The sequence below is a fragment of the Bacillus cereus group sp. BfR-BA-01316 genome (genome assembly GCF_022664195.1).
In the GTDB taxonomy this organism is placed as follows: domain Bacteria; phylum Bacillota; class Bacilli; order Bacillales; family Bacillaceae_G; genus Bacillus_A.
In genome coordinates, this window is the sequence record NZ_JAKUGX010000037.1 from 25639 (window position 1) to 48339 (window position 22701).

The following is a 22701-nucleotide window of genomic DNA, read 5'->3' on the forward strand; positions in this document are numbered from 1 at the left end:
AGCTCAAAGAAGAGCAAAAGCTCTCCTATATCAACGGGTTTCATTCAACCTGCACCATTGATCTGGTTACGGATTTTTTAATGTACCGCCAATACGAACCGTTTAGAATTTTAGAAACAACATAGTGAGTTTTGTTTTCCGCCACTTCTCACAATACAAATATAACATATTAAAAACCAAAACGTGTCCCTAAATAGTTCGCAAATTGTCCGCCAATAGTTCACGTTTTTTATTTCTTTATTTTCTGCTGCTCCTACTTCATCTGCTCCTTAATGTTCATCGTTGTTAAATCTTCAAATTGAATCATTTCATCATAGATCACCACATCACATTTCATTCCATCTAGCTTATCATCGTTTTTTCTCATTGTTTTTCAGCCTCTTTTCGCATAGTTTTGATAACATATGGCCTTTTATCCTTAAAAATGAATTAGCTATAAACTAGATTGTGTTAAATTCACCTATTCCGTTTAACCTTAGAAATATCAATCTCTTTAGCATTTTATAAAAATGAATTTGACACTTTCAGTTTAAAGCTAATTCAATAAGTGATAAAAAAATAAAGGAATTAGATTCTGAACTTCCTTTGATAATCATTTAATGTATCTTGCTCCATTCCGATGTACCTCAATGTTTCTTTCTGATCTGTATGATTTAACATCTTTTGCAAAGCAACTACATCCTTAAATTGTTTGTAATGATGATACCCATATGTTTTTCTAAGTGAATGAGTCCCTATACGTTCTAAACCAAACTCATCTGCAGCTTGATTTAATATTACATAAGCCATTGCACGAGTAATCGGTTTATTCTTTCCATTCCTACTCTTAATCAGATATTCATTCTTCGATTTTCCTTCTGTATAATTCCTGATAGCTCTCTTCAGTTCTGAAGGCATCTTCACGTCTTTGATTTTCCTTGTTTTCTTTTCACGTATTACAATATTCCATCCCTCAACATCTCTAACACGTAAACGCAATATATCTGATATTCTGAACCCTGTATTAATACCAAGAAGAAACAGAATGTAGTTCCTCTCATTCTGCTTCTTATAGAATTCCTTTATTTCTTGTATAATTTCTTTATCTCGAATCGGCTGTACAATGTTCATACACTTTGCCCCTCTTTTTGTCTACGTGTTTTTTGAAATACTTCTTTCTTTAAATTGAAAGCTAAACGCAATATCGCACGACCTTTTAACTTATAATACTTTGTTTTGCCTATACCTAAATCCATCCAGATATCTGGATCATATCCAATGTCATCTTCCATATAAAACTTCACGATTACCTCACGTTCATCATCTCTTAGGCGATTCACAGCATCATACAACCAACTCATAAATTTATTTCTTTCTTGTTCATACTCTATTCTTTCAATTGCAATGTTTTCAGTTGAACTATTAAACTCATTTGTAATTGATGGAGGAACAATAGAATATGATGGCGTCACTTTTGGCAGCATATCACATGGCATTGTTGCTAAGTATGTGCAATACTCATTAAATACTTTTTCAATTTCTTGTTTTGTTCTTTTTCCATCCACAATTGGCATCTTAAATGATAGTTGTTTATTCATATTAAATTCCTCCATTATTATTATTTTTGTCTTAGTGCTCCACGTCTTCTTTCGTAACGTGGTCCACGAACTCACATTAACTCTTCAATTTCACGAGTACTTAATTTCTCTTTTCGTTTTTTCTTATTTATCTTTTTAGCTTGTTTTGATTGCTTTTTCCACTCACGTAGCTGATCCTTTAACACCTTCATTTCCCCATCTCCTTTTTCAAAATAAAAAGGACACCTATTCCTAAAACAGCTTTAATTACTGCTTTAATGAATTGGTGTCCTCTAGTTTTCTAGCCGGACTATATTCTTTTTCTATCTATAAAATGTTGGGCTTACAAATCCACAATACTTTGATATTGCAGGCTTGGCAGTGCTAGTAGAAACTACTCAAAATTTATTAAACTTTTTTCTTAATCGATTCAATAATATAATCGCACACTAACCCGTCCACGCTTTGTTCTAAGTTAAATTCTATATCTAAAGCTCTGCTAATTTCATCAATAAACATTGCTAAATAGCCGATGTCCGTAGAATCTTTCCTGTCTTTTGTATTAAAATATGGAGCGATACGAATGAATAATTTTTCGCCTTCAAGATAATGCTTATTATCAAAATCCGGAGTGAAATCTGAAAAAATCTTCCTTATGTCCAAGTCAGGTAACTCCTCATTAGGGATATCTGCATTCTGATAATCGTCCCAATACTTTGACATAACATTAACGATCCGTTCACAAATTAAATCCCGTGTTTCAGGAGATATATCTAATCGCATTTTTGTATATTCTAGTAATTTTTTTAAGCCAAATCCATCCCAATGCTCAATTCCATTTTCAATGAAATACCCACCTCTTAAATTTTTAGATACTAACTTGGCTATCCTATCAAAGTCAATTTCATTATCTTCTTTGTTTATAAAATATTTGATAGGAGGAAGTTTGGGATCACTTTTATCTTGTTTTACTTGGCCAGCAGCACAATTTATAAAATACTCAATTTGTGCCAAAACAATAGTTCGGGTATCCACTGCATTTAAGTAGATTGTTTGGTCACGATAACTTTCATTTTGTATATGATAATCAACTATCGATAAATTACTTTTTTTAGATTTGTCATGCTTATCACTCGCTATTTCCAGACAGTAATCCATTTTAGCTAAGCCCTCATTGTTGAAATACTTAAGATGAGTAATTGAATTATTTTCTTTGCTACTAGCAATCCTCCAAAGCTGACTATTTTTATAATCTTTCAACTCTAACGATTTAATGTTTGCAAGTTGCTCTCCTGAATGAACAATAAGTGTTCTTATATCTAAAAGAATATTAAACTCATCAAGGATTTGATATTCCCGTTTCCATAATTCACCTAAAAATTCCATTGCATTATGTAATCGATATAAATTGTTAGCAAAATGATCAGCTTTCATATCTGGCATACCTAATTTATTCTCCATACCTAAGAAAACATTGTCTAATTGGTCAAAATAATCAATACCTACTCGAATAATCCAAGCCAAAGAAGCTTCTGAATAATGAAAGGCATCTTCAGTTTGATGATTTTTTTGGTATTCATTAAATTTATCTTTTAACTCTTCTGCCGTGGTATTAAATTCTGTTGAAGGTTTAACAATAATTGGTTCCATCAAATTACTCCATTCATATAAAATAATTAGTAGTTTTATTATACCATTTAGGCTTTGAAAGAGACTTCATCTTTGATAACCTATATGCATTAGAGTTTATATTAAAAGGATTATTTTGTTAAAAAAATTCATTTTAATTTATAACCACTATCTTTTTCTTATATTTTCCATTAAAATTCAATAGAAATATTTCGATAACAAAGGAGCAACCTATGAAGCATAATATGAATCTATGGTCCTTTATTTTTTCATTCGTTTGCATTGCTTTTTTTCTTTTATATCTTGAAGTATGCACACCTGAAATGAATGCATCTTTTATAAACGTCGTTTATTTTCACCCTTTATTTTTTGTACTCATTTTTTCAATAGGAACTTTTTTTGCTGGTATGAAAGGATTCTCTAAAGTAGATAATTGGATTTCAATGCTTAGAAGCATAGTAACAGTTCTACTAACACTTTTATTATCAGTGTTTTTAACACTAACTTTGATTGTGGGCTATGCATTAAGTTAAACGTATTTCTTCACGAATAAAACTCGATATTCCGTCAATACTGTAGATAACCTAGTTGGAACAAGACCTCCATTAGGTGAGCAGTTAGCTTTTGCTAGCTGCTCTTATTTTCTGCAATTGGTTACATTTACCTGCTGTTTTTAACGTAATATTACGTTACGATATAAAAGAATAAAATATATTGAGCTGTTATACCATTACCCTAGGAAACTAGGGTTTTTATTTATACAAAATGAAATTTTTATTAAAACGATAATTCTTTATTTCTCAATATAAAGAGTCTAGAATTTTCACTAATAATCATGTAATATATAAGTAAAGAGTAAGGTAAGAGTTACTCTTTGCCATTTTAGGAGAGGATTTGCTATACATAGCAGGTCCTCTTTTGTTTTTATAAACTCTCACTAAAATAGCGTTTTTATTTAAAATAATAGCTCTAAACCAATTGGACACTTTTACCAGTTCATTCACCACAACATTCATGTTAAAATCCCTTGTGAGTATGACATAACTCAACCTTATGAAGCCCTGTAACATTTCCTGCGGGGCTTCTTTTTTTCAACAAGCCGTTAGTTACTTGCACTGACTACCTTGATGTACAAAATAACGATTTTGTATCTTTTCTGTAACCATTTTAAGCTTATATACATGTTAGAATTTAAAAGGATTTGCAAATTGTCCCTTTGCAACCCCATATATCCTCTGCCCTTGTGACCCCAAAATACAAGGGCAGTTTTTAATAAAAAATAAGGATTTTATTTAAATTTTACAAAACCTATCTTTACCAAAATAGGTTCAAAATTACCCATTTAGCATATATAATACTTTTAAACATTTTAAATTTATAATTAGTAATGGAGGCATTAAAATGGGAAGTATCCCAAAATTACCATCACATCAATCATTCCTAAAAAACCAAATTAATACTAACAATCACCAACAAACGAATAAAAAACTAAGACGTCGTCTTTTACTAGCGCTAGCTTTTATGCTACCTATGGTTATTTCCGTCCAAACCTCCCTTTATAAGCAAGAGCAAATGATTAAGGAAAAACAAATTATACTTAATAATGAAAAACAAAAATTATCTTATTTAAAGAACGTTGGACACTATTTTGAAAATGATATTAAAACTTTAACAGAGAGCGAAGAAGGTATTTTACAGTTCGCAAGAAAGTTGTATGGGTTTTCCAAGGCTGATGAAACTATATTTCTTATAGCTAAATAGCTTTTCGATATATAAGCAATTATCATTAATCATTGAGCAATTTAATGATAATCGCTTATTATCAACATCCCATTAAATAACTATTTTATGAAACTTTTAAGTACCCAACTTCTCTTGCATACTCGCGCATCTTTTTCATTTCTTCATCCGACCAACCCCAATGTGTACAATACAATCCACCGTATCCGTTGTTACCGTTCGAGTTGTAATCACCATAAATGAAGTCGGTAAAATCTCTAATTAGCGCCCACATTGTTCCACCACTTGAGAAGTATCTTTCTTGCTTCTTGTTTTTATATGAGCTTCTTGTCATACGCATAGGAACATTTGAATAGTGGTCTACAAACCATAGGTTTCTACCATCATGTTTAAAATGAGCTGTTCTATTTTCATCTTCATAACGGAAGAAATCTTTTTCGTGATCTGCTAAGTAACTAAGAAGTGAATTCACAATTTCTATGCGTTGATATCTATCTTTCTTCATCTCTCATTTCCCCTTTGTTCATAATTTCGTAACAGATATATACAAGTTTGTGTGTTACACTAAATTCATTCGAAGAAGTCATTCGTTATTAATTCGGCAATTCATGATACCCCGTTCCCAGCCCTTGCTCCCCTTGCAGGGCTTTTTGTTGTTCAAATAACGCTTTTGTTCGCTTCAAACCAATTGACTATTATTTGAAAAAGCGTAAACATTTATTCAATGTTTTTTCTGAATACTCATGTTATTATTTAATCGCTGGTGTTCACCATCCCAAGAACTCAGCACCCTGTACTTTCTATATGATGAGAGTACAGGGTTTATTTATAGGTTTATCCCTCAATCATTTCTGTATATTTGTACAAAATTCAAATTTGATTATAGTAACTGTGTTTTTCGTTCTTCCATACGAATTACTTTTCCACTTTGATATACAAATGATTGTTCCCCGAATCCACCTTGAGGTGGTTTTATTAGTTGGACCTGACCATTTTTAACAACATATATTCCGTTTATTTTCAAATCTATTTCAGCTATCATTTCTACAAGATTTTCTTTTCTGATTCCCACCAAGATCACTCCCATATGTTATAATTACTTTGTCGAAGCAAGTCGGGAGCAATCTCGGCTTTTTTGTTTGTCTACAAATATTGCAAAACGTTTTCTGGAACAAATGATTGTTCAATTGATAAATGCAGCCGTATTGGAACCGGCTCTTTGCTATCCCTTGCTCGCTTACATATCTCTTCAGCTTCTTCCCAATCAAACTGTTTATCCTCCACTCGCTTATAACGCCAAATCCCAATTGTATAATCCTCAAATAATTCGTAACGCTCATCAGGTGCTGTCGTTGGTTTTAATTCATCAATCGCTTTGGCTTGACGTGGTATTTGTACAACCACATCTGCATACCGTAATTTTGAATTCAAACGTTGAATATGAGCTTTCTTAGGATCAAATGATACAACTGGTTCCACGTCAAAAATTGTTAATTGCTTTGGCATTGTTTTTCCCCTCCAATACCTGCAAGCTTGCTATTAAAATTCCTTCAAGCTGCGTTAACGTTAGTTGATCTAATGTTTGTCCGTTAATTTCAGTTAATCCTAATCCCAATAATTTACGAATAATTGCTAGTTTTCTGCGCTCTACTTCCTGCCGTAACAACATGATTAGGCCTCCTGTGGATGATTGAACTTTCTCTCTAAATTTACAAACTTACTAAACTCTTTAATGAATGCTAGTTCAACCACACCAACTGGGCCATTTCTCTGTTTAGCTAAAATAATTTCCGTTATGTTTTTATTTTCTGTTTCACGGTCGTAATAATCTTCGCGATATAAGAATGCGATCAAGTCTGCATCTTGCTCAATTTGACCATTTTCACGTAGATCTGAGAGTAACGGTCTTTTATCTTGTCTGCTTTCAACAGCTCGGCTTAATTGCGATAATGCGACTACACATACATTTAACTCACGTGCCATAAGCTTCAGCTTCCGACTAATCTCCCCAATCTCCTGCATGCGGTTTCCTCTATGCTTCGGATCACCTACAATAAGCTGCAAGTAATCAATTGCGACTAGCACCTTTTTATCAGGATACTTACGCTTTAATTTCCTAGTCTTTGCGTAAATCTCTTGCATCGTTACATTCGCTTTATCGTAAATTTCTAATGGTAAATCATTTATCAAGCCCATAGCCTGACTAATCTTTTCCCAATCCTTTAAATTACATAGCTTTTTAGGGTTCTTTAATTTCGTAGCATCTATATTTCCAGTACTTGAGATCATACGCTTAAGTAACTGTTCTTCGCCCATCTCTAGAGAAAAGACCCCTGTTGCTGTATGAGCGCTTGCTGCATGGAAAGCAACGTTTAATACAAATGCTGTTTTCCCCATTGAAGGACGGGCACCGATAATAATTAAATCACCTTCTTGCAATCCTGCGGTCATTCTGTTTAAGTCGTCATAACCAGTTGGTATACCGGTTAAATCACCTACATCAATTTGCATGTTCTTATACAGATCAACTAGGGTTTCCTTTAAATTAAATTCATCTGAATAACCCGTTTCCTCAATGGCGCTTAACTCGTCAATCGATGTACTAATAACGCTCATATCTCTTTCATGCTGAAGACGATTATATAAGTTACCAGCAACCTCCTGAGCATGTCGCATCTTCCACGCCTCAATTACTAAACCTTCATGATAAGAAAAGTTTTTTGTTGTGGTAACAACTTCTGTCAGGTTTACAAAGAATCCAATTCCGCCAATTTGATTCATAAAGCTTTCATCAAATTTCCCCATGAGAGCGACAAGGTCTATTGGAACCTCAGCATCTTCTAACTCTCTCATCGCTTTAAAAATCACTTGATGTGTTGGTAAAGAAAACTGTTTTGCCTTTAGCTGACAATCTTTAATTAAATCGCCTTCTTGGATAATGCTACCTAAAACACTTTGTTCAGCTTCTGCGTTACGAATCATATCGTTACTCATTGAACCATCCACCCATTCTGTTGATTAAGTGCTGCAAGCTCTTCATCCGTTGGAATGTTTTGTTCCCATGATTGTTGCTGCTGTATTACGTTCTTAGTAGATTCTGATAAGCCTTTTTGTTGATAAGGAGCTTGTGTCGGTTGTTGCGCCTTTGCTAATCGTTGATTACGAAATGCTTTATCAGCCACCTCCACATCTGCTACTGTTTTCAATCCTTTAAGATGCCAATCTCGTAAAATCGTATTTACGTAATTCATGTTTCTCGTATTCTTCTCTAAAGCAATTTCCATAGCTTTCACAACAAGCTCTGCATTTAAATCATCTATCCAAGCGTGAATACCATCTGCGATAAAAGGTGTAATGAATCCGAAGTTCTGCTCGTAAAAAGAAATTGGATTAACCTCAACAACTTCTTCCGCGCCTGCGCGTTCTTCTTGTTGTTGTTCTTTTTCTTTTTCTTCTTCTTTTTCTTCTTCCTTGCTAGGGTCTTGGAAGCCCCTTATAAGCCCCTCCAAACGGACTGATAAATATTCCTTAATACGAGGGACTTTAAAATCTTGCTCTCGTTCTAATTGCAAACAAGTTTCATAGAAATCAACTAAAAAATCCTGGTCCTTTACAGATTGAATCTCTTTTAAAACGCACTTTTCAATATTTACATTTTTAATAGGGTTGAATTTTAACCAATTGATTAAGAACAACTCTTTTGTTTTTTGGTTGTAATTTATTTTCCCGTACTCTGCAAAACGTTCTAATAGCTTCATAACAGTTTCACGATTGTACCCTGTATCAGTTTCAATAATACGAAGTGGAAGTTCGTATATTCCTGATTGAGACGTTTTACTGTTTGTCATCAAATACAAGTAAAAATACTTTTCCTCTGGTGTAAGATCTAAAACAAATGAATCCTGCCAAAATGAAACGTGTACCGGTCTATAAACTGCCATATTATTCATCCTCCATTGTTTTACTTGATTTACTTTGATATAATTTAACTACTTTAATATTTTGAAAGACGCTCTATAAGAGTCTTAAATCTATCACTCTGCCAAGTGATAGATTTTTTATTTTCTACGACTAACTAGTGATGCATTGATTCCCTTACCTCGAAGATTTTTAACAACTACTCGATAACTCTTTAATACATCATGTTCTTCTCTTGCATTACGAATACTCTTGAATTCTTTAGCGCACCTATTTAACTCTTTCTCCCAGCGATCCGCTTCATCAAGCGAAACAGCATTGAACATGTTATGAATACATGTCACCATGCAGTTATGTAATTCATTTGCAAAGGCAAAGTCTCCTGGTAGAACTAAATCAAACAGACGATTACATTCTACTTTCATGTTTCATCCCTCACTTCAAATAATTTGATACTGTACGTATCGTTATGGCCAGAAAGTACAATCTTATAAACTATTAACAACAGGAGAACAAATCTTTCTGGCCATAACGACAAGCGCAGTTGCTTGTCGCATTAAATCGGAATATGTTATAATTCATTTGTTAATATTTTTGGTTATCGCGGGCTATGCGGTAGCCTTTTCTTTTTTCTTTTTATTTTTCAAAACAAATGCAGCTTCTATAATTCGAATTCTTATCTTCGTTAATTTCTTCTCTTGCTTTAAACTTTTAGCTTTTATAAAATCTCCACAAATTGATGCAATTCGGATATCCCCATATAAATTTGCTTCTTTTCTTACCAGTTCTTTATATTGCTTTAAAGTTGGACTCACATAGTCAATTGTCATTACTTTAACCTCCCTAATAATAATCAAATTAACCATCTGTATATTTCCTTGCTCTCAGTGAAACCTTCCAATACTTAAATATATCTGTCATTGAAAAACCGTACTGATCACATAAAACCGCTACTAGGCTCATCATTGAACCCGTAGCATCTAAAATTTCATGCATAGCCTTTTTCATTGATTCTTTCTCCTGTTCAGACCATACTTGTGAAGGTTTAAACCAACATAATGTATCAAGCTGTTTCAAAGCTTCATTTGTTTCTTGCTGAACCATGTACCTCATACTTGTAGGATGCAGATCTATGTATTCTCCATTAAAAAATGGAATGCTTACATGACCAGCTGCTTCACTCCACATTTTAAAAAACAATTGTGGGTCATCTATTCCTTCAGTAATACATTTTCTTAAATCTTTCGGTATTCGACGTTTTTCAGTTTCGTATTTTGCTAGTGACTCACGACTTACAGGAATTTCTGAAGAAAGCTTTTCTTGAGTAATCCCCTTTCGTTTACGCGCTATGGCAACTTCTTTTCCTATAGACATCATCCATTTCCCCCATTCGTACCTAAAATAGTATTTATTTGTGACAATCCGCCATGATAATTTAGTATTAGACGGATTCTTTAAATGGATTGTAATACTCTGTATTGTTTTCTACCCAGTCAGTATGATTTTCCATCCACTTAAAAAGAAGATGTGTAGGAATAAGAACTCCTGCTTCACGACATACTGGAAAATCAGAACGATTTAGTAATTCAGATGCTTTGGTGCGTTTAATATGTAATAGTTTCATTAATTCCGAAATAGTTAAAAATGGTGGTAGTTCGTTCATTGGTTGAAGATGCTCGGTTGCTTTTTGCACTTCTTCCCGGATAATTTGACGGAATGATTCAATATCAAAGTCAATCATTTATATCCTCCTATTTTTCTTATTACTAAAATATCCAATTCGCCATTTCGGCGATTTATTTTTCAAAAAAAAGAGAGTCTATTCTTACCTTTAAAACATCTGCAACCTGCGCAAGTGCCTCGGCGGAAAATTTACTTCTTCCTTTTTCGATATAATGATATCCATTCGGACTATCATATCCTAATATTTTAGACATTTCCTCAAGAGTAATCTTTTGTTCTTTTCGCAAATCCTTTATCTTTTTTAAATTAACCTTTCTAATTGCAATCATTTTAATCCTCCATTTCTTCATTTTGGCAACTTATACCTTAATAATAAATCGCCATTTCGGCAAAGTCAATCAAAAAAAATCACCATATCGGCAATTCGAATGATATACATATCCCCAATATGGTAAAATAATACTAAGTTTTACTAGGAAGGATGAAATTTATGAATATCCTTGGTGATCGAATCAGGTACTTAAGAGAATTGAATAACCTTTCTCAAAAAAGGTTATCTGATGCATTAGGATTAACAAATACTCAACTATCAAGATACGAACGTGGTGAAAGAAATCCTGAGCCTGAAACAATCAAACTAATAGCTGATTATTTTGATGTAACAACAGATTATTTACATGGCAGAACGAATAATATTAATTATACCAACCCTGATTTTAAAATCATTCTTGATGATCCTGAATTAGGTCTTTGGTTTAAAGATATTAAAGATGCTAGTCCTGAAAAGCGTGAAGAATTAAAACGCTTTTGGGAGTTTATTATGCAAAATGAAATAAAACGTAAACCTGGAGATAAAAAGTAGGAAAAACAGCCTTAATAGGCTGTTTTTCCTACATAAATAACCCCATATTATTCCCATACAAGAATAATACAGTGCACGTTGAATTTTAAAATGCCGACTATTAATCTCAAAACATACTATCACTATTTTTTAAACCTTTATTAAGCATATCTATTCCAAATATATTTAGGGGGTTATCTTTAACAATGAAAAGTTTACCAGCAGAATCTAAGGAAAAGCCAGAAGAAACTAAAAATGAAACTTCTTTAGAAAAAAACACATTAGAAAACGAGATAATAGAGGATAATAATAATTTATTGTATAAACAAAGATTGAAAGACTTTATGAAACAGATTGGAAATAATGAAAATTTCGATATTAAATTTTACAAAACAAGTGAACAAACTCTTCAGGAATATTATAAATTTATTACAGCTGCACTTACATATGAAATTATTGATTTACTAAAGAAATATGATAAAAAGATTATTACAGATGATATTATTCGAGAAGCAGTCAGTAATTTCCTAAGTCAAGCTGATGCTTTTAATGTAGCAATAGTAGAACTTCAAGATACAATTTCAAAACTAATTACACATAGTAGTAGTACATCTATTGATAAAGCTAGTCATTACATTAATTATACTCTTCCAAACACTAAAATAAAGGAGGATTGAACAAGCCATTATGCAAGAACAAAAATTATTTTTCACTCGAAGAAACCAATTTAGTTTTTGGGAAAAACTTATGCATTTAAATAGCAATCAATATATCAATCTATATTCACAACTTGTACAAAAAAAGCTTATAACAAATACTGCAGTTGCTCCTGATAATTATCCTAATTTTTTTTATTGTAAATATTTAGAGTTTCAGGGTGAACATAAGGGGCAACTAGAGTGTGTAGTAGATTCATTTTTTCATACCCTTTCACCTCCAAAATCAGACTTTAATGCCATTATGTTTACTTATTCCAAAACAATCTTGAACTTAGTAAACCTAGGGGAGCGCTTTGAGCAGTTATCAACTACACTTACTCAAAAAATAAGTATTGAAAATTTAGAAATAAATTACTTTTTAGAATGTAATAATACTGTTTTAGATATAAGAGTTACAAGTTCTAAAAATACCTACTTTAAAGAAAATAAAAACGAAAAATTAATTCATACCGAATTAAGGTTTTACTTACAGCATAATATCGCACTCGTTACAAATTATTCTGACTACACTCACTCAGAATCGCAAAAAAAAGAATTTATTAGTGGCGTTTTAAATATTATTACTAACAATAGTAGTTTTTCCTTTATGGAATTGAAAGATCATTCTTTACGCAGTATTTTGCTGGCTGATAAAGCAATTCCAACAAAAATAAAGTTTGAAGTAGAAGGGCGCATGGAGGTCGGTATTAATATAAATCAAAATATCAGTACTTACGAAGCATTAGCTCAGGATGAACTTCGATACTTTTATGATAAATACCCTATTTCTCACATTAAAGTCACTATTTCTGAACAAGATGATAAGATATTATTAATTAATGGTGATGAAGGGAAACTTCTATCCCGTTCTAAAAATATTGAAACAGAAGACATCGACTTATTTATTGAACAATTAACGAAACTACTAAAATACGATTACTTAAATCAAGACTACAATAAAGTACTATTATCTTTAGCAAATGAAAAAATAATTTCAACAACACGTTTTATAAAAGTAGAACTTACTAAAGGTTTCAAAGAAATAGAAAAACTAATTGCAAATAAATGTGAAGATGAGACATTAATGTACATAAAAACTATTAAAAATGCTTTCTTTTATAGTTTAATTAACAATTTCATTTTAGAGACAAACGAGAACATAGATACATCAATTTTAAGGATTGAAAATAAAACTTTAGAACTTTTCTCCTCTATCTCAAAAATGGATAAACAAGATATACATAATAATTTATGTTACTTAATAGAATTTCACAAAAAAAGGGATAAAGAAAAGACTTTTGAAGATTTCCTTAGTCAAATTGATAGCAAATTAAAACCTATGGGATGTGCATCAAATGTTATTGGGGCATGAATATGAAATTTTGTCTAGAATACCAGAGCATTTCACGTTACACAACAGTAATTATTTTATATTCAATCAAAAAAAACTAACAGATGAGTTTCACTCAACAGAAATAGACTCTCTTATGGGTTTAACTGATCAAGGAATCTTATCAAAGAAAGGCGAACTTATCTATATTGACATTAACAATTGGATTAACTTATTTATAAAAGAGTTAGAAAAAACAATGATTAACTTAGGTTATTCATTCATTTGTAAATATAATAAAGATGAGAGTTTAATTCAGTTTCAAAGTAAAGAGTCTGAAAATATATCCAAAGAATTCCAATTGAACTTCAATCCAAATGCAGAAGAAATTTATAATTTAAATAACGTAATTCATTTTTGTATACCTATGTCATTTGAATTTTCTCTGTTTTGGCTAGATCTTATAAATAATCACAATATCCTAATAATGTTCTGTGAATTTTTAAATAATGAATTTGAACGTTTCCAATATGATAAGAGAATTAGATTTAACTTTTTTGATGGGTTAGAGTTAGGAGATATAAATCATATTTACCATAAGAGTATTAGTAATTACTTTACAAAAAAACAATTCAACAAGAATATTATTTCAGAAGAATTAAATCAAAAAATAAAAATGTTTATTTTTAAAGAAGATTACGAAGCTTATCAGATTACAATAAACAAATCCAATATTGCTGTTGTTAAATTAAAAAATGAAATTATATTCTTTTCATTTTTAGAAGATAAATTATATTTTTCACAAGAAACCCTTCAAGAACTGGAAAGTTTAAAGGAATTACTGCTAAATAAAGTAAGTGAATATAATCAAATAATGTTGATCAATCGAACTAAGCTAATTGATTCGAAACATAAATCCTCAATTATTATCTTTAATATATTCTCGTACTTAGCAATCTCACTTAATTTTTTCATATATACTTTAAATTTAAATAATCAATACTTAAAATTTGCTACGGCTTCAATATCTATTATTAGCTTGCTAGCTATTATTTGGTGGATTATTATTCCTGTAATAAAAATAAGTAGGTTTTCATGGGAAATTTAGTTACAAAAGGAAAATAATATTTAAGACACATAAAAAAAGCGTAAGAAATAAATTTCTTACGCTTTTTTCTTTTTATCAATTTATCGCACCGATAACCTAATATTTAAATTTACTTTCAACTTCATGATTCTAAAACATATAATTCATAATTATTTCTTTGCATGTCTTTCTTGCTCTTCCAAGTTTTACATTTTTGTTATATTATAAGAACATACGTTCTTATAAATGAATGGAGTGAAAATATGTTTCAATCGCAACCCTACAACACTACACTACTTGAAGATTATATCCAGCACTTGTACCAATCCTTATCTATTCTTGTTCCAGAGCAAATTGATATGATGGAGATTGCGAAAAAGTTAAACATTTGGCTGTATTTTGCTCCGTTCGGAAGCCATGCAATGGAAAAGAATCAAATAGCTAACTTAATAATTGACAATCGTCTCTCTCAAGCAGAACAATGGGAAGACTTTGGCCATGAGCTATGTCACCTTCTATTGCATTCTGGTAATCAATTATTAATGCATAAAATGTTTCTAGATTACCAAGAAACAAAGGCTAGAAACTTCGCACTTCAATTTTGTGTACCTACTTTTATGTTAAGAAATCTTCCTCCCCTACAATTAAAAACATATATAATCGCTGAAAAATTCAACGTAACACTACAATTCGCTGAAAGAAGGCTTTTACATTATGAAAATCAGCTACTAGCTAGTAAATTACAGAAACAAATATCCCAATACTGTAATTTATTCAAGTAACAATAAAGGAGGCGTTAAATATGAAAGGAAGTTTTCGTAAGCGTGGAAATTCATGGTCATTTACAATTGATGTTGGCATAGATCCAATGACAGGAAAAAGAAAACAAAAAAATAAAAGTGGATTTAGAACCAAAAAAGAAGCACAAAATGCTGCTGCAGCTATGATTACAGAGATAGAAAAAGGAATGTATTTTGATGATAAACAATTAAGTGTATTAGATATCTGGGAAAAATTAAAGCCTATTCGAAAAGCTGAGTTAAAAATAACTTCATATGAAAAAGACATGAGCCTAGTTAGACTTTATATTCTTCCCACATTTGGTTATAAAAAAATTAAAAGTATTAAGCCTGTAATGATTCAAAGCTATTATGCTGAACTTAAAGAAAAAGGTCTATCAAATGGCACAATCAGCAATATACATCGTTGCTTCAGATGCATATTCAAACATGCTGTAGAATGGGAAATCATACATGGTAATATAATGAATTTAGTAAAAAGGCCGCGTGAAGAGCAAGGTGAGATGAAAACATGGTCTAGCGAGGAATGTAATCGATTTCTCCAGTATCTAAAAGAAAAAAATATTAAGTACCATATGTTCTTTTTACTTGCAATCTATACAGGTATGAGACGCGGAGAATTACTTGCACTAACATGGAAAGATATTGACTTTGATAATAAACGTATTTTGGTTAATAAATCGCTGGTAAAAACAGAAAAAGGACTATTTAAAGCTGCTACAAAAACTAAGTCTTCAAATAGAAGCATTAGTATCTCTTCTTTTGTTATAGAGAAGTTACAATCCTACTACTCCTATAAAAAGAAAGAATTTTTCCGCTGGGGTATACACTTGAATGAAGAAGCCTTTATTTTCACCGGCAATACGATACATTCGCCCTTACATATAGATGCTCCTCATCGCTTTTTGAATGATCACTATAAAAAAGCTTGTGTTCCTCGGATTCGTATACACGACTTACGACATACTCACGCTACACTCATGCTTCAGGCTGGGGAACACCCTAAAATCGTACAAGATCGCTTAGGACACTCTTCTATTCAAATGACTTTAGATAAATATAGCCATATCACACAAAACATGCAGCAACAAGCCGCAGAAAATTTTGAGAATGTAATAAAATCTTATGAAAATATCAAATAAAAACTGAAAAAATTTTAATGTGAGCAAAATGTGAGCATTGAGGAAAGACAGAGCTTATAAACCTTTATATAACAAGGTTTATAAGCCTATCTCGTAGAATCTTGGGAGAAGAATGAGCAGTTTTAGGATTGTTTATTAAAAAAAACATAAAAACTTCAAAAATACCAAATCCCTTATGTCACAAAGGATTTGGCATTTTTAAACTTCTAGAAGAACTCGCTAAATCAAAGGGGAAATTAAAAGTCATGAGTCCGGTACAATACCGTGTCCAAGGAACTACCAAATGAAATAACGTGTCTAACTTTTTGGAGTCTATTGGCCTTTTTCCCCTTATATTAGTGTTCGCTATTAAGACCTTCTCCTTCTAGGACCTACAATTAATTTGATTGCTGTTCTTTCTTGATTATCGATAGTAACCTCTTGAAACGCTGGAACAAGAACCAAGTCAATTCCACTTGGAGCGACAAAACCTCTTGCAATCGCAATTGCTTTAATCGCTTGATTTAAAGAACCAGCTCCAATTACTTGGATTTCTACATTGCCACGTTCTCTTAGTACACCCGCTATTGCACCTGCCACTGAATTTGGACTTGATTTTGAGGATACCTTTAATATATTTTCCATGTAAGTTGCTCCCTCTATTATTTAATCTCTCTTTTCTTACGGTTTGAAGTATAACTAACGTATCTTTAACTACTATTCAACCAAAAGCAAACAATTCTGTATAATTACATTCATTCGATATCTTTTGTCTTCTTCCTGCTCAATTGCATAAATAAAAGGCGATGACTAAGTTGGAAACTTAGTCATCGCTTTTTCCATTTCTCTGTTTCACTAAAATGCTTACCTTTAAATACTTCTCTTCTTTACTTTGGCGATATACTATCTTAAAGTTTACATACTTCAATATTTTAAAACCTCGGATAGAGTTTCCTTACTAAATCCGACTACTATACAATTTAGTAAAGTTGGTGATTATCGAATTTCTTTCATCTCAAGTATTAACACTACTGTGAACTACCCACCACTTAGTATCTCTTACAAGCTTACTTGAAGTGGGGGCTTCTCGGTTAACCGTTACTTTTGATAGCTAACGAATTTGTCTTAGGACAGCCGAGCTAACTCCCTTGTTCCAAAGGTTATTTTGTTACTATTTATGCCAACGTTAATAAGCGTATGGCTTCCCTTTTGATATTGATAGCTACATTATAATCACGACTTATTGTTAGTCCACACGAACACTCCTATGTGCGTTCAGATAATGACATTTCTTTTCTGTTTCCACAACGACTACACATCTTTGTAGAAGGAAACCATTTATCTATTTTTACAAGCTGTTTGCCTTGTTCTTGTAGCTTATATGCTAAAAATGTCGTGAACATCCTCCAACCGTTATCAAGGGCACTTTTACCAAAGCGAAGTAATCGTGACATTCCTTTTATATGTAAGTCCTCTATTGCTACAACGTCAAAATGAGTAGCCAATTCTTTCGATTTATGATGAAGGAAATTTTTACGTTGATTGGCGACCTTTTCATGCAACTTCGCTACACGGATCCGTTGTTTATTCCAACGTGCTGAATCTTTCACACGTCTTGCTAATACTCGTTGCGCTTTTGCTAATCGATCCATCATCTGACGATAAAAGCGAGGATAATTGGCTTTCTCATCTTCGCTACTCACGTACAATTCAGCCATTGCGAAGTCTAATCCAACTACACTTTCTACTTCTTTTTGAATGATTTCCTTTTCATATTCGGTCAAGACAGATACGTAATACTTACCGGTTGGTGTCATCGAAATCGTGCATGATTTGATGATTTGGTTTTGCGGTATCTCTCTATGTTGCTTCAGTCGTACTAATTTCAGCTTCGGTAATTTGATATAACCATGAAATAACATAATATTTCCGTTTACTCGATTCGTTGTATAGGATTTTCTACTCTTTCTACTTTTGAATGTAGGAAAATCACTTTGATCACTAAAAAAATTCTTATACGCAGTTTGCAAGTTTAATTGAGCGTTGGCCAGTGCTAATGAATCGACTTCTTTCAACCATTCATACTCTACTTTGTATTTCGCAGGAGTAGGGAATTTTTGTTTCTTCAGCTCTTCCTTGTTCTCTTTGTACTTTTCGTATATTTCTTTCCGTTCAGCTAGCATTTTGTTATATACAAAGCGTACACACCCAAAAGTTTTACGTATCAGATAGGCTTGTTCTTCTGTTGGATACAGACGAAATTTGTACGCCTTATTATGCTTTGTCATATCAGTTCATCTCCCACCTACCGTTGGACTATCGTCCTTCACACGCTTGAGGAAGGAGACTTTTTTTCGGATAATGCGTTAAATCCTGTATTTCCCCATATTCCAGTCATAACTATATTTTTAAATAACAATCCACTTGATAATAGTCAAGGTGATTTCGCTTTTCAAATGAATACTTCATCAAATAACGAATGCCTTCAACTAGTTGGCGAAACTATTGTTACGGTTCCGGCTAATTCAGCATCTTTTTTTATTGCATAACGTTTTTTTGATTCCTATCATCCTCTTATAGAACATAAACTCCCATTTCACTTTTCTATTCATCTAATAAACATGAAAAAGTACCGAAATCCTTCTACCACAAGAATTCGGCACTTTTTTTATTAAAACCGATTCATTCTTTCCTACTTCTCCACATAAACCGACTTAACTATCGTACGATTATACGGTTGTCCTTCCTTATTCATCCCTTTTATATCAATTGTAACGTTATATACACCCGGCTGTTCTATATTTTTCAAAGCACCTGTAAATGTATTTGCATTAATATTTTGCGATTCATTTGATTCAGAAACTAACTTTCCATCTTTATTAATTACTCTTACTGTTACTGAAAGATCGCCTTTCATTTCTGGAGCTGCAGGTGATTTTTTGAGTTTATACTCTGCTTTATTTACTTTAACTTTTGCTGGCATTTGAAGGACGAACGGAGCATCTTTTTTGTAATCGGTTACGATTAAATATGCATCTTTCGGCTGCTTCGCCATCATTTTAACTTGCCATTCTCCTGCTTCCATTTTATCAAATTTAAATGTTCTTATAGTCGCGCCTTTAAAGAGAGATTCACCTTCACCAGTAGATACAGCACTATCTTTATTTGTATAAACTTTTCCTTTTGGAGATATTAGTTGTATTTCTACATCCGAAGAAGCTGTTAAAACAGAGACTACCCCTTCTGCTTTTTTATCAACTGCGATAGTTTGCCCTACCCACTGATTTTGTGACAACTCCCCTCCTAAAATAGCTTGATTAGAAGTTGTGTTTAATTGTTCTACCTTTTCTTCTGAACTATTACTCGGGGCTAATAAAACCGGTACTGGTACATTTGCTGTCCGTAAATATGGCTCAATTCGTGCGAAAACAGCTGAACCTTTTCGTATATTATCATGATCAAATCGTGCATCCGTAAATAAATGTGTTCCATATGGTAACTTAGCACTCCATTCGTTCACTAATCCATCATTAGAACCGTATGATGACAAATACAACCCGCCCATAGATAATGCTGAAAAAACAGGTCCCCAGCTTGTCCCAGTAGCCGTATAGTAACGGTTTAATTTAGCTGCAGGATTATTATCTATTGTAGAACGAAACTTTGCCATTTCACCTATTTGCAATGAATATGTCCCATCATCTTTTTGACCTAATATAGAGGCAAGCCATCCTGCCCACCAACTATATGATAAATCCGCTAAATTTGATCCGTAATGCGGAGTGGCAAGCGTAATAACATTTCCAACAAATCGATTCGCTCCATATCCAACTAACGCAGCTTGTGTATCGATACCACCTTTACTATGAGCTACAACATTTACTTTTTTACCAAAATGATTATAAATTTCTTCAAGCTTTTGTGCTAACAATTTTCCATTGTCCCATTGGCTAGCTGATCCTTTCCCAGCAGCATCGTATAATTGAATAAATACAGTTTGATAACCTGCTTTCAAAGCATAGTCGTACATATCATTCATATCATGATATACTGTCTTTCCATACCAACTATCCGCATTACCATTTCTTCCTTGCACAAAGAGAATTGGTGGTTTATTTTCATCATAATTAGCAGGTTTCTGACCTAAAAACCATTCTCCAGGAGTAAATACTTCTTTATCTGGAAAACCAGTCTTAAGCTCTGTTACAACCTCCGCGTGTACATTTGTACTAAAAACCATCGGACTCATAAAACAAAGTACAATAAATAATGCGATACTCCTTTTCATAATTCCCATTAACATCCCCCTTTTCCGCCTGAAAGAAAGCGCTACCATTCTGTTGAACACCAATTGTTTTAAATTCCATTTAATCAATTACTTTTAAGATACATTAGAATAAGAAATTAATAGCCGCATTCCTTTCTTATCAAACGTTATTCTCTCAACATTCCTTCATTCCTTTTTACAATAAGCGTTTTGAATATTTCTCAATAAAGCTTTCTCTTTACAAAAAAAGCTGCGTATAAAAGGTCTCTTTAATAACCTTTTATACGCAGCTTCTTTGTTTAAAATCCGATGATATACTCATCATCATATTTATCGTATTGCAAACCAGCTCCTATTCTCAATTCTGTAACTTGATCTCTAAGAAATGGTGCATCTTCTATTTTACTAGTTGCAATTTCAATCCCATATTTCTTTGTTAAATGCGCTAACTCTATTAAAAACCATTCTCTTCGCAACGCGACTGGAATGTCATACGTTCGTCTTTTCATATATACTAGCACCTCATCTATTTTCATAATTAAAAAGAGTATCCCTTCTACTTTCGATATACTTTTTAAAAACTATGTTTCATCACCAAAGGCTACTGAAACATTATAGTATATGCATGTCCGTTTTAAACGTGCTATTGTAAAAATAATATAAAATAACTAGCATAACTATTTTAGTTTACATAACAAAATTATGTAATAGTAAAAGGATAAGGCTTGTCCCTCATCCTTTTACTATAGAAATCTAAATTAAGAACATCTTGGTACACCTAAAGCTAAAAATAAGCCTGCTACTCCTGCTGTAATTGGCACCTTCAACGTAATAGCATCATCTACTTTTGTTACTAAAAAGTAAGCATTCCCTTCTTGCAACACACAATTAACTAACAATTGGAATTCCATTCAAATCCCCTCCTTTCAAATGAGATACTATAATCTATGAAAATCTTTTCAAAAGGTAATAGGAATCAAATCCATTTTTCTTTATATACAAAATGATTGTTTGTTCATCTATTAAAAATAATATAAATCTTTTTATTTTATTAAAAACCCTGTAATTCCCAATGAATTTTTATATAATCAATAGAGAAAATCTTGCAAATGGAGGTATTTAAATGGAAGTTTTGAGTAATATTGGTGCAGCTTTATTTTTTATTGCTTTTATCCTTTTAATTCTTTGCATCGTCTCGTTCTTTAAGAAAAATGGTAAAGCAATAAAATATGGTCGTTCTACCGCTATTCTTTTTATGATTTCAATTGTCTTAATGGTGACCGGCACAACAGAATCTGAACACCCAGTCGTCGAATTTTTTTCTATTTTAAGTTTCATTCTATTTATATTCTTCCTTGTTCTTGCAATATTATCTGTTATTAAGAAAACAGGTGTAGCAAAAAAACAATTTATTATTACAGCTATTTTATTTGTCATTTTTGCTGCGCTATCAGGTATTTCAAATCCTTCTTCTGAAAAAACGACAGCAACGAATAAACAAGTCGCTTCTAATAGTGAAGAGAAAAAAGATGACGAAAAGAAAAAGGAATTAGAAAAGAAAGAAGCGGACGAAAAAACTCGTAAGCAAGAAGATGAGAAACGTCAAGATGAAGAACTAGCTCGTAAGCAAGAGGATGAGAAACGCCAAGCTGAGGAACTAGCTCGTAAGCAACAAGAAGAACAGCAACGTCAAGCTGCTGAGCAAGCTCGCGTACAACAGGAACAACAAAAAGCACAGCAAGCTCAAGCACAACCGGCTGCTGGAAACAATAGTAATACATATTTCAAAAATTGTACTGAAGTTAAAAATGCTGGGAAAGCTCCATTATATAGAGACCAACCAGGATATAGCTCTAAACTTGATCGTGATGGCGATGGAGTTGCATGTGAAAAATAGTAATAAAAAAAAGAAGCTTCTACTAATCTGTACCCTTTGTAAAGGACATTTTGAAAAAAGTTAGGCAACATCAAGAAGATGATTTCTGTATCCAACAGGAGTCATCTTTTTTAAATTCCATTGATATCTATAAT

General features: G+C 32.5%; 28 protein-coding genes and 3 pseudogenes. 11 read left to right on the forward strand and 20 right to left on the reverse strand.

Going from position 1 to position 22701, the window contains the following annotated elements; genetic code table 11:
• Nucleotides 1-567 precede the first annotated feature (567 nt).
• The 3 genes from MR071_RS21875 to MR071_RS21885 form a co-directional block, all read right to left on the reverse strand.
• Complete coding sequence (locus MR071_RS21875) at nucleotides 568-1110, reverse strand: tyrosine-type recombinase/integrase (RefSeq protein WP_088074263.1); 543 nt, start codon at nucleotides 1108-1110, stop codon at nucleotides 568-570.
• Nucleotides 1107-1577 (reverse strand): ArpU family phage packaging/lysis transcriptional regulator, encoded by a 471-nt coding sequence (locus MR071_RS21880; RefSeq protein WP_242237989.1) that lies wholly within the window; start codon nucleotides 1575-1577, stop codon nucleotides 1107-1109. Before MR071_RS21880 ends, MR071_RS21875 begins: the two co-directional genes overlap by 4 nt.
• 387 nt (nucleotides 1578-1964) lie before the next feature.
• Nucleotides 1965-3206 carry a hypothetical protein gene (locus tag MR071_RS21885; RefSeq protein ID WP_242237991.1) on the reverse strand — a complete coding sequence of 414 codons (1242 nt, stop codon included), beginning with the start codon at nucleotides 3204-3206 and terminating at the stop codon, nucleotides 1965-1967.
• Between the two features lie 212 nt (nucleotides 3207-3418).
• Between MR071_RS21885 and MR071_RS21890 the strand changes: the two genes are divergently transcribed.
• Nucleotides 3419-3718: a hypothetical protein gene (locus tag MR071_RS21890; RefSeq protein ID WP_242237993.1), complete on the forward strand. Its 300-nt coding sequence runs from the start codon at nucleotides 3419-3421 to the stop codon at nucleotides 3716-3718.
• A gap of 868 nt (nucleotides 3719-4586) precedes the next feature.
• The gene (locus MR071_RS21895) at nucleotides 4587-4946 is read left to right on the forward strand and encodes a septum formation initiator family protein (RefSeq protein WP_242237995.1); all 360 of its coding nucleotides are present in this window, start codon (nucleotides 4587-4589) and stop codon (nucleotides 4944-4946) included.
• Between the two features lie 85 nt (nucleotides 4947-5031).
• Here the strand turns inward: MR071_RS21895 and MR071_RS21900 are convergent, their stop codons facing one another.
• From MR071_RS21900 to MR071_RS21950, 11 genes are all read right to left on the reverse strand, one after another.
• Nucleotides 5032-5430: a hypothetical protein gene (locus tag MR071_RS21900; RefSeq protein WP_063225959.1), complete on the reverse strand. Its 399-nt coding sequence runs from the start codon at nucleotides 5428-5430 to the stop codon at nucleotides 5032-5034.
• A 375-nt stretch (nucleotides 5431-5805) separates the two neighbouring features.
• Nucleotides 5806-5997, reverse strand: coding sequence for a DUF3954 domain-containing protein (locus MR071_RS21905; RefSeq protein ID WP_063225958.1), 192 nt, complete (start codon nucleotides 5995-5997; stop codon nucleotides 5806-5808).
• Nucleotides 5998-6068: 71 nt separating this feature from the next.
• Nucleotides 6069-6431, reverse strand: a complete 363-nt coding sequence (locus MR071_RS21910) for a hypothetical protein (RefSeq protein WP_063225957.1) — start codon at nucleotides 6429-6431, stop codon at nucleotides 6069-6071.
• Nucleotides 6406-6594 (reverse strand): hypothetical protein, encoded by a 189-nt coding sequence (locus tag MR071_RS21915; protein WP_063225956.1) that lies wholly within the window; start codon nucleotides 6592-6594, stop codon nucleotides 6406-6408. The genes MR071_RS21910 and MR071_RS21915 overlap by 26 nt, the downstream gene beginning before the upstream one ends.
• A gap of 2 nt (nucleotides 6595-6596) precedes the next feature.
• Entirely contained in the window at nucleotides 6597-7919 is a 1323-nt protein-coding gene (gene dnaB, locus MR071_RS21920) for a replicative DNA helicase (protein WP_002165172.1), read from the reverse strand.
• Nucleotides 7916-8866: a DnaD domain-containing protein gene (locus MR071_RS21925; RefSeq protein WP_242237996.1), complete on the reverse strand. Its 951-nt coding sequence runs from the start codon at nucleotides 8864-8866 to the stop codon at nucleotides 7916-7918. The genes dnaB and MR071_RS21925 overlap by 4 nt, the downstream gene beginning before the upstream one ends.
• Before the next feature lie 117 nt (nucleotides 8867-8983).
• Nucleotides 8984-9268 carry a hypothetical protein gene (locus MR071_RS21930; RefSeq protein ID WP_242237999.1) on the reverse strand — a complete coding sequence of 95 codons (285 nt, stop codon included), beginning with the start codon at nucleotides 9266-9268 and terminating at the stop codon, nucleotides 8984-8986.
• Between the two features lie 183 nt (nucleotides 9269-9451).
• Nucleotides 9452-9673 carry an RNA polymerase subunit sigma gene (locus MR071_RS21935; protein WP_242238001.1) on the reverse strand — a complete coding sequence of 74 codons (222 nt, stop codon included), beginning with the start codon at nucleotides 9671-9673 and terminating at the stop codon, nucleotides 9452-9454.
• Nucleotides 9674-9701: 28 nt separating this feature from the next.
• The gene (locus MR071_RS21940; RefSeq protein ID WP_242238002.1) at nucleotides 9702-10217 is read right to left on the reverse strand and encodes a helix-turn-helix domain-containing protein; all 516 of its coding nucleotides are present in this window, start codon (nucleotides 10215-10217) and stop codon (nucleotides 9702-9704) included.
• 67 nt (nucleotides 10218-10284) lie between these two features.
• The gene (locus MR071_RS21945; RefSeq protein ID WP_242238003.1) at nucleotides 10285-10584 is read right to left on the reverse strand and encodes a helix-turn-helix domain-containing protein; all 300 of its coding nucleotides are present in this window, start codon (nucleotides 10582-10584) and stop codon (nucleotides 10285-10287) included.
• 55 nt (nucleotides 10585-10639) lie between these two features.
• Nucleotides 10640-10855, reverse strand: a complete 216-nt coding sequence (locus MR071_RS21950; protein WP_242238004.1) for a helix-turn-helix domain-containing protein — start codon at nucleotides 10853-10855, stop codon at nucleotides 10640-10642.
• A gap of 161 nt (nucleotides 10856-11016) precedes the next feature.
• Here MR071_RS21950 and MR071_RS21955 point away from each other — a divergent pair, with 161 nt between their 5' ends.
• The 6 genes from MR071_RS21955 (at nucleotide 11017) to MR071_RS21980 (ending at nucleotide 16424) form a co-directional block, all read left to right on the forward strand.
• Complete coding sequence (locus MR071_RS21955; protein ID WP_242238005.1) at nucleotides 11017-11388, forward strand: helix-turn-helix domain-containing protein; 372 nt, start codon at nucleotides 11017-11019, stop codon at nucleotides 11386-11388.
• A gap of 185 nt (nucleotides 11389-11573) precedes the next feature.
• Nucleotides 11574-12044, forward strand: coding sequence for a hypothetical protein (locus tag MR071_RS21960; RefSeq protein WP_242238006.1), 471 nt, complete (start codon nucleotides 11574-11576; stop codon nucleotides 12042-12044).
• Nucleotides 12045-12054: 10 nt separating this feature from the next.
• Nucleotides 12055-13437, forward strand: coding sequence for a chromosome partitioning protein ParB (locus MR071_RS21965; RefSeq protein WP_242238007.1), 1383 nt, complete (start codon nucleotides 12055-12057; stop codon nucleotides 13435-13437).
• Nucleotides 13421-14503 (forward strand): hypothetical protein, encoded by a 1083-nt coding sequence (locus tag MR071_RS21970; protein WP_242238008.1) that lies wholly within the window; start codon nucleotides 13421-13423, stop codon nucleotides 14501-14503. Before MR071_RS21965 ends, MR071_RS21970 begins: the two co-directional genes overlap by 17 nt.
• A gap of 242 nt (nucleotides 14504-14745) precedes the next feature.
• Complete coding sequence (locus MR071_RS21975; RefSeq protein ID WP_242238012.1) at nucleotides 14746-15264, forward strand: ImmA/IrrE family metallo-endopeptidase; 519 nt, start codon at nucleotides 14746-14748, stop codon at nucleotides 15262-15264.
• Nucleotides 15265-15284: 20 nt separating this feature from the next.
• Complete coding sequence (locus MR071_RS21980; RefSeq protein ID WP_242238014.1) at nucleotides 15285-16424, forward strand: site-specific integrase; 1140 nt, start codon at nucleotides 15285-15287, stop codon at nucleotides 16422-16424.
• A 348-nt stretch (nucleotides 16425-16772) separates the two neighbouring features.
• Here the strand turns inward: MR071_RS21980 and MR071_RS21985 are convergent, their stop codons facing one another.
• Complete coding sequence (locus MR071_RS21985) at nucleotides 16773-17048, reverse strand: stage V sporulation protein S (protein WP_105586405.1); 276 nt, start codon at nucleotides 17046-17048, stop codon at nucleotides 16773-16775.
• Between the two features lie 304 nt (nucleotides 17049-17352).
• Between MR071_RS21985 and MR071_RS21990 the strand changes: the two are divergent.
• Nucleotides 17353-17442, forward strand: a pseudogene (locus tag MR071_RS21990) (preprotein translocase); the annotation flags it as partial.
• A gap of 136 nt (nucleotides 17443-17578) precedes the next feature.
• Here MR071_RS21990 and MR071_RS21995 read toward each other — a convergent pair.
• Nucleotides 17579-18691: pseudogene (locus tag MR071_RS21995) on the reverse strand (RNA-guided endonuclease TnpB family protein).
• 69 nt (nucleotides 18692-18760) lie between these two features.
• On the opposite strand from MR071_RS21995, the pseudogene MR071_RS22000 reads away from it, so the two are divergent.
• Nucleotides 18761-18931 (forward strand): annotated as a pseudogene (locus tag MR071_RS22000) (preprotein translocase); the annotation flags it as partial.
• A 164-nt stretch (nucleotides 18932-19095) separates the two neighbouring features.
• Here MR071_RS22000 and MR071_RS22005 read toward each other — a convergent pair.
• The 3 genes from MR071_RS22005 to exsG form a co-directional block, all read right to left on the reverse strand.
• Entirely contained in the window at nucleotides 19096-20706 is a 1611-nt protein-coding gene (locus MR071_RS22005; protein WP_374954549.1) for a lipase family alpha/beta hydrolase, read from the reverse strand.
• Nucleotides 20707-20969: 263 nt separating this feature from the next.
• A complete protein-coding gene (locus tag MR071_RS22010; protein ID WP_142395861.1) occupies nucleotides 20970-21179 on the reverse strand; it encodes a hypothetical protein in 210 nt (69 codons plus the stop codon).
• A gap of 249 nt (nucleotides 21180-21428) precedes the next feature.
• Nucleotides 21429-21581 carry an exosporium protein ExsG gene (gene exsG, locus MR071_RS22015; protein ID WP_242238017.1) on the reverse strand — a complete coding sequence of 51 codons (153 nt, stop codon included), beginning with the start codon at nucleotides 21579-21581 and terminating at the stop codon, nucleotides 21429-21431.
• Between the two features lie 212 nt (nucleotides 21582-21793).
• On the opposite strand from exsG, the gene MR071_RS22020 reads away from it, so the two are divergent.
• The gene (locus MR071_RS22020; protein WP_242238019.1) at nucleotides 21794-22567 is read left to right on the forward strand and encodes an excalibur calcium-binding domain-containing protein; all 774 of its coding nucleotides are present in this window, start codon (nucleotides 21794-21796) and stop codon (nucleotides 22565-22567) included.
• A 60-nt stretch (nucleotides 22568-22627) separates the two neighbouring features.
• Here MR071_RS22020 and MR071_RS25855 read toward each other — a convergent pair.
• Nucleotides 22628-22701 (reverse strand): IS3 family transposase (locus MR071_RS25855; protein WP_325782561.1); only part of this gene is annotated, 74 nt, incomplete at its 5' end.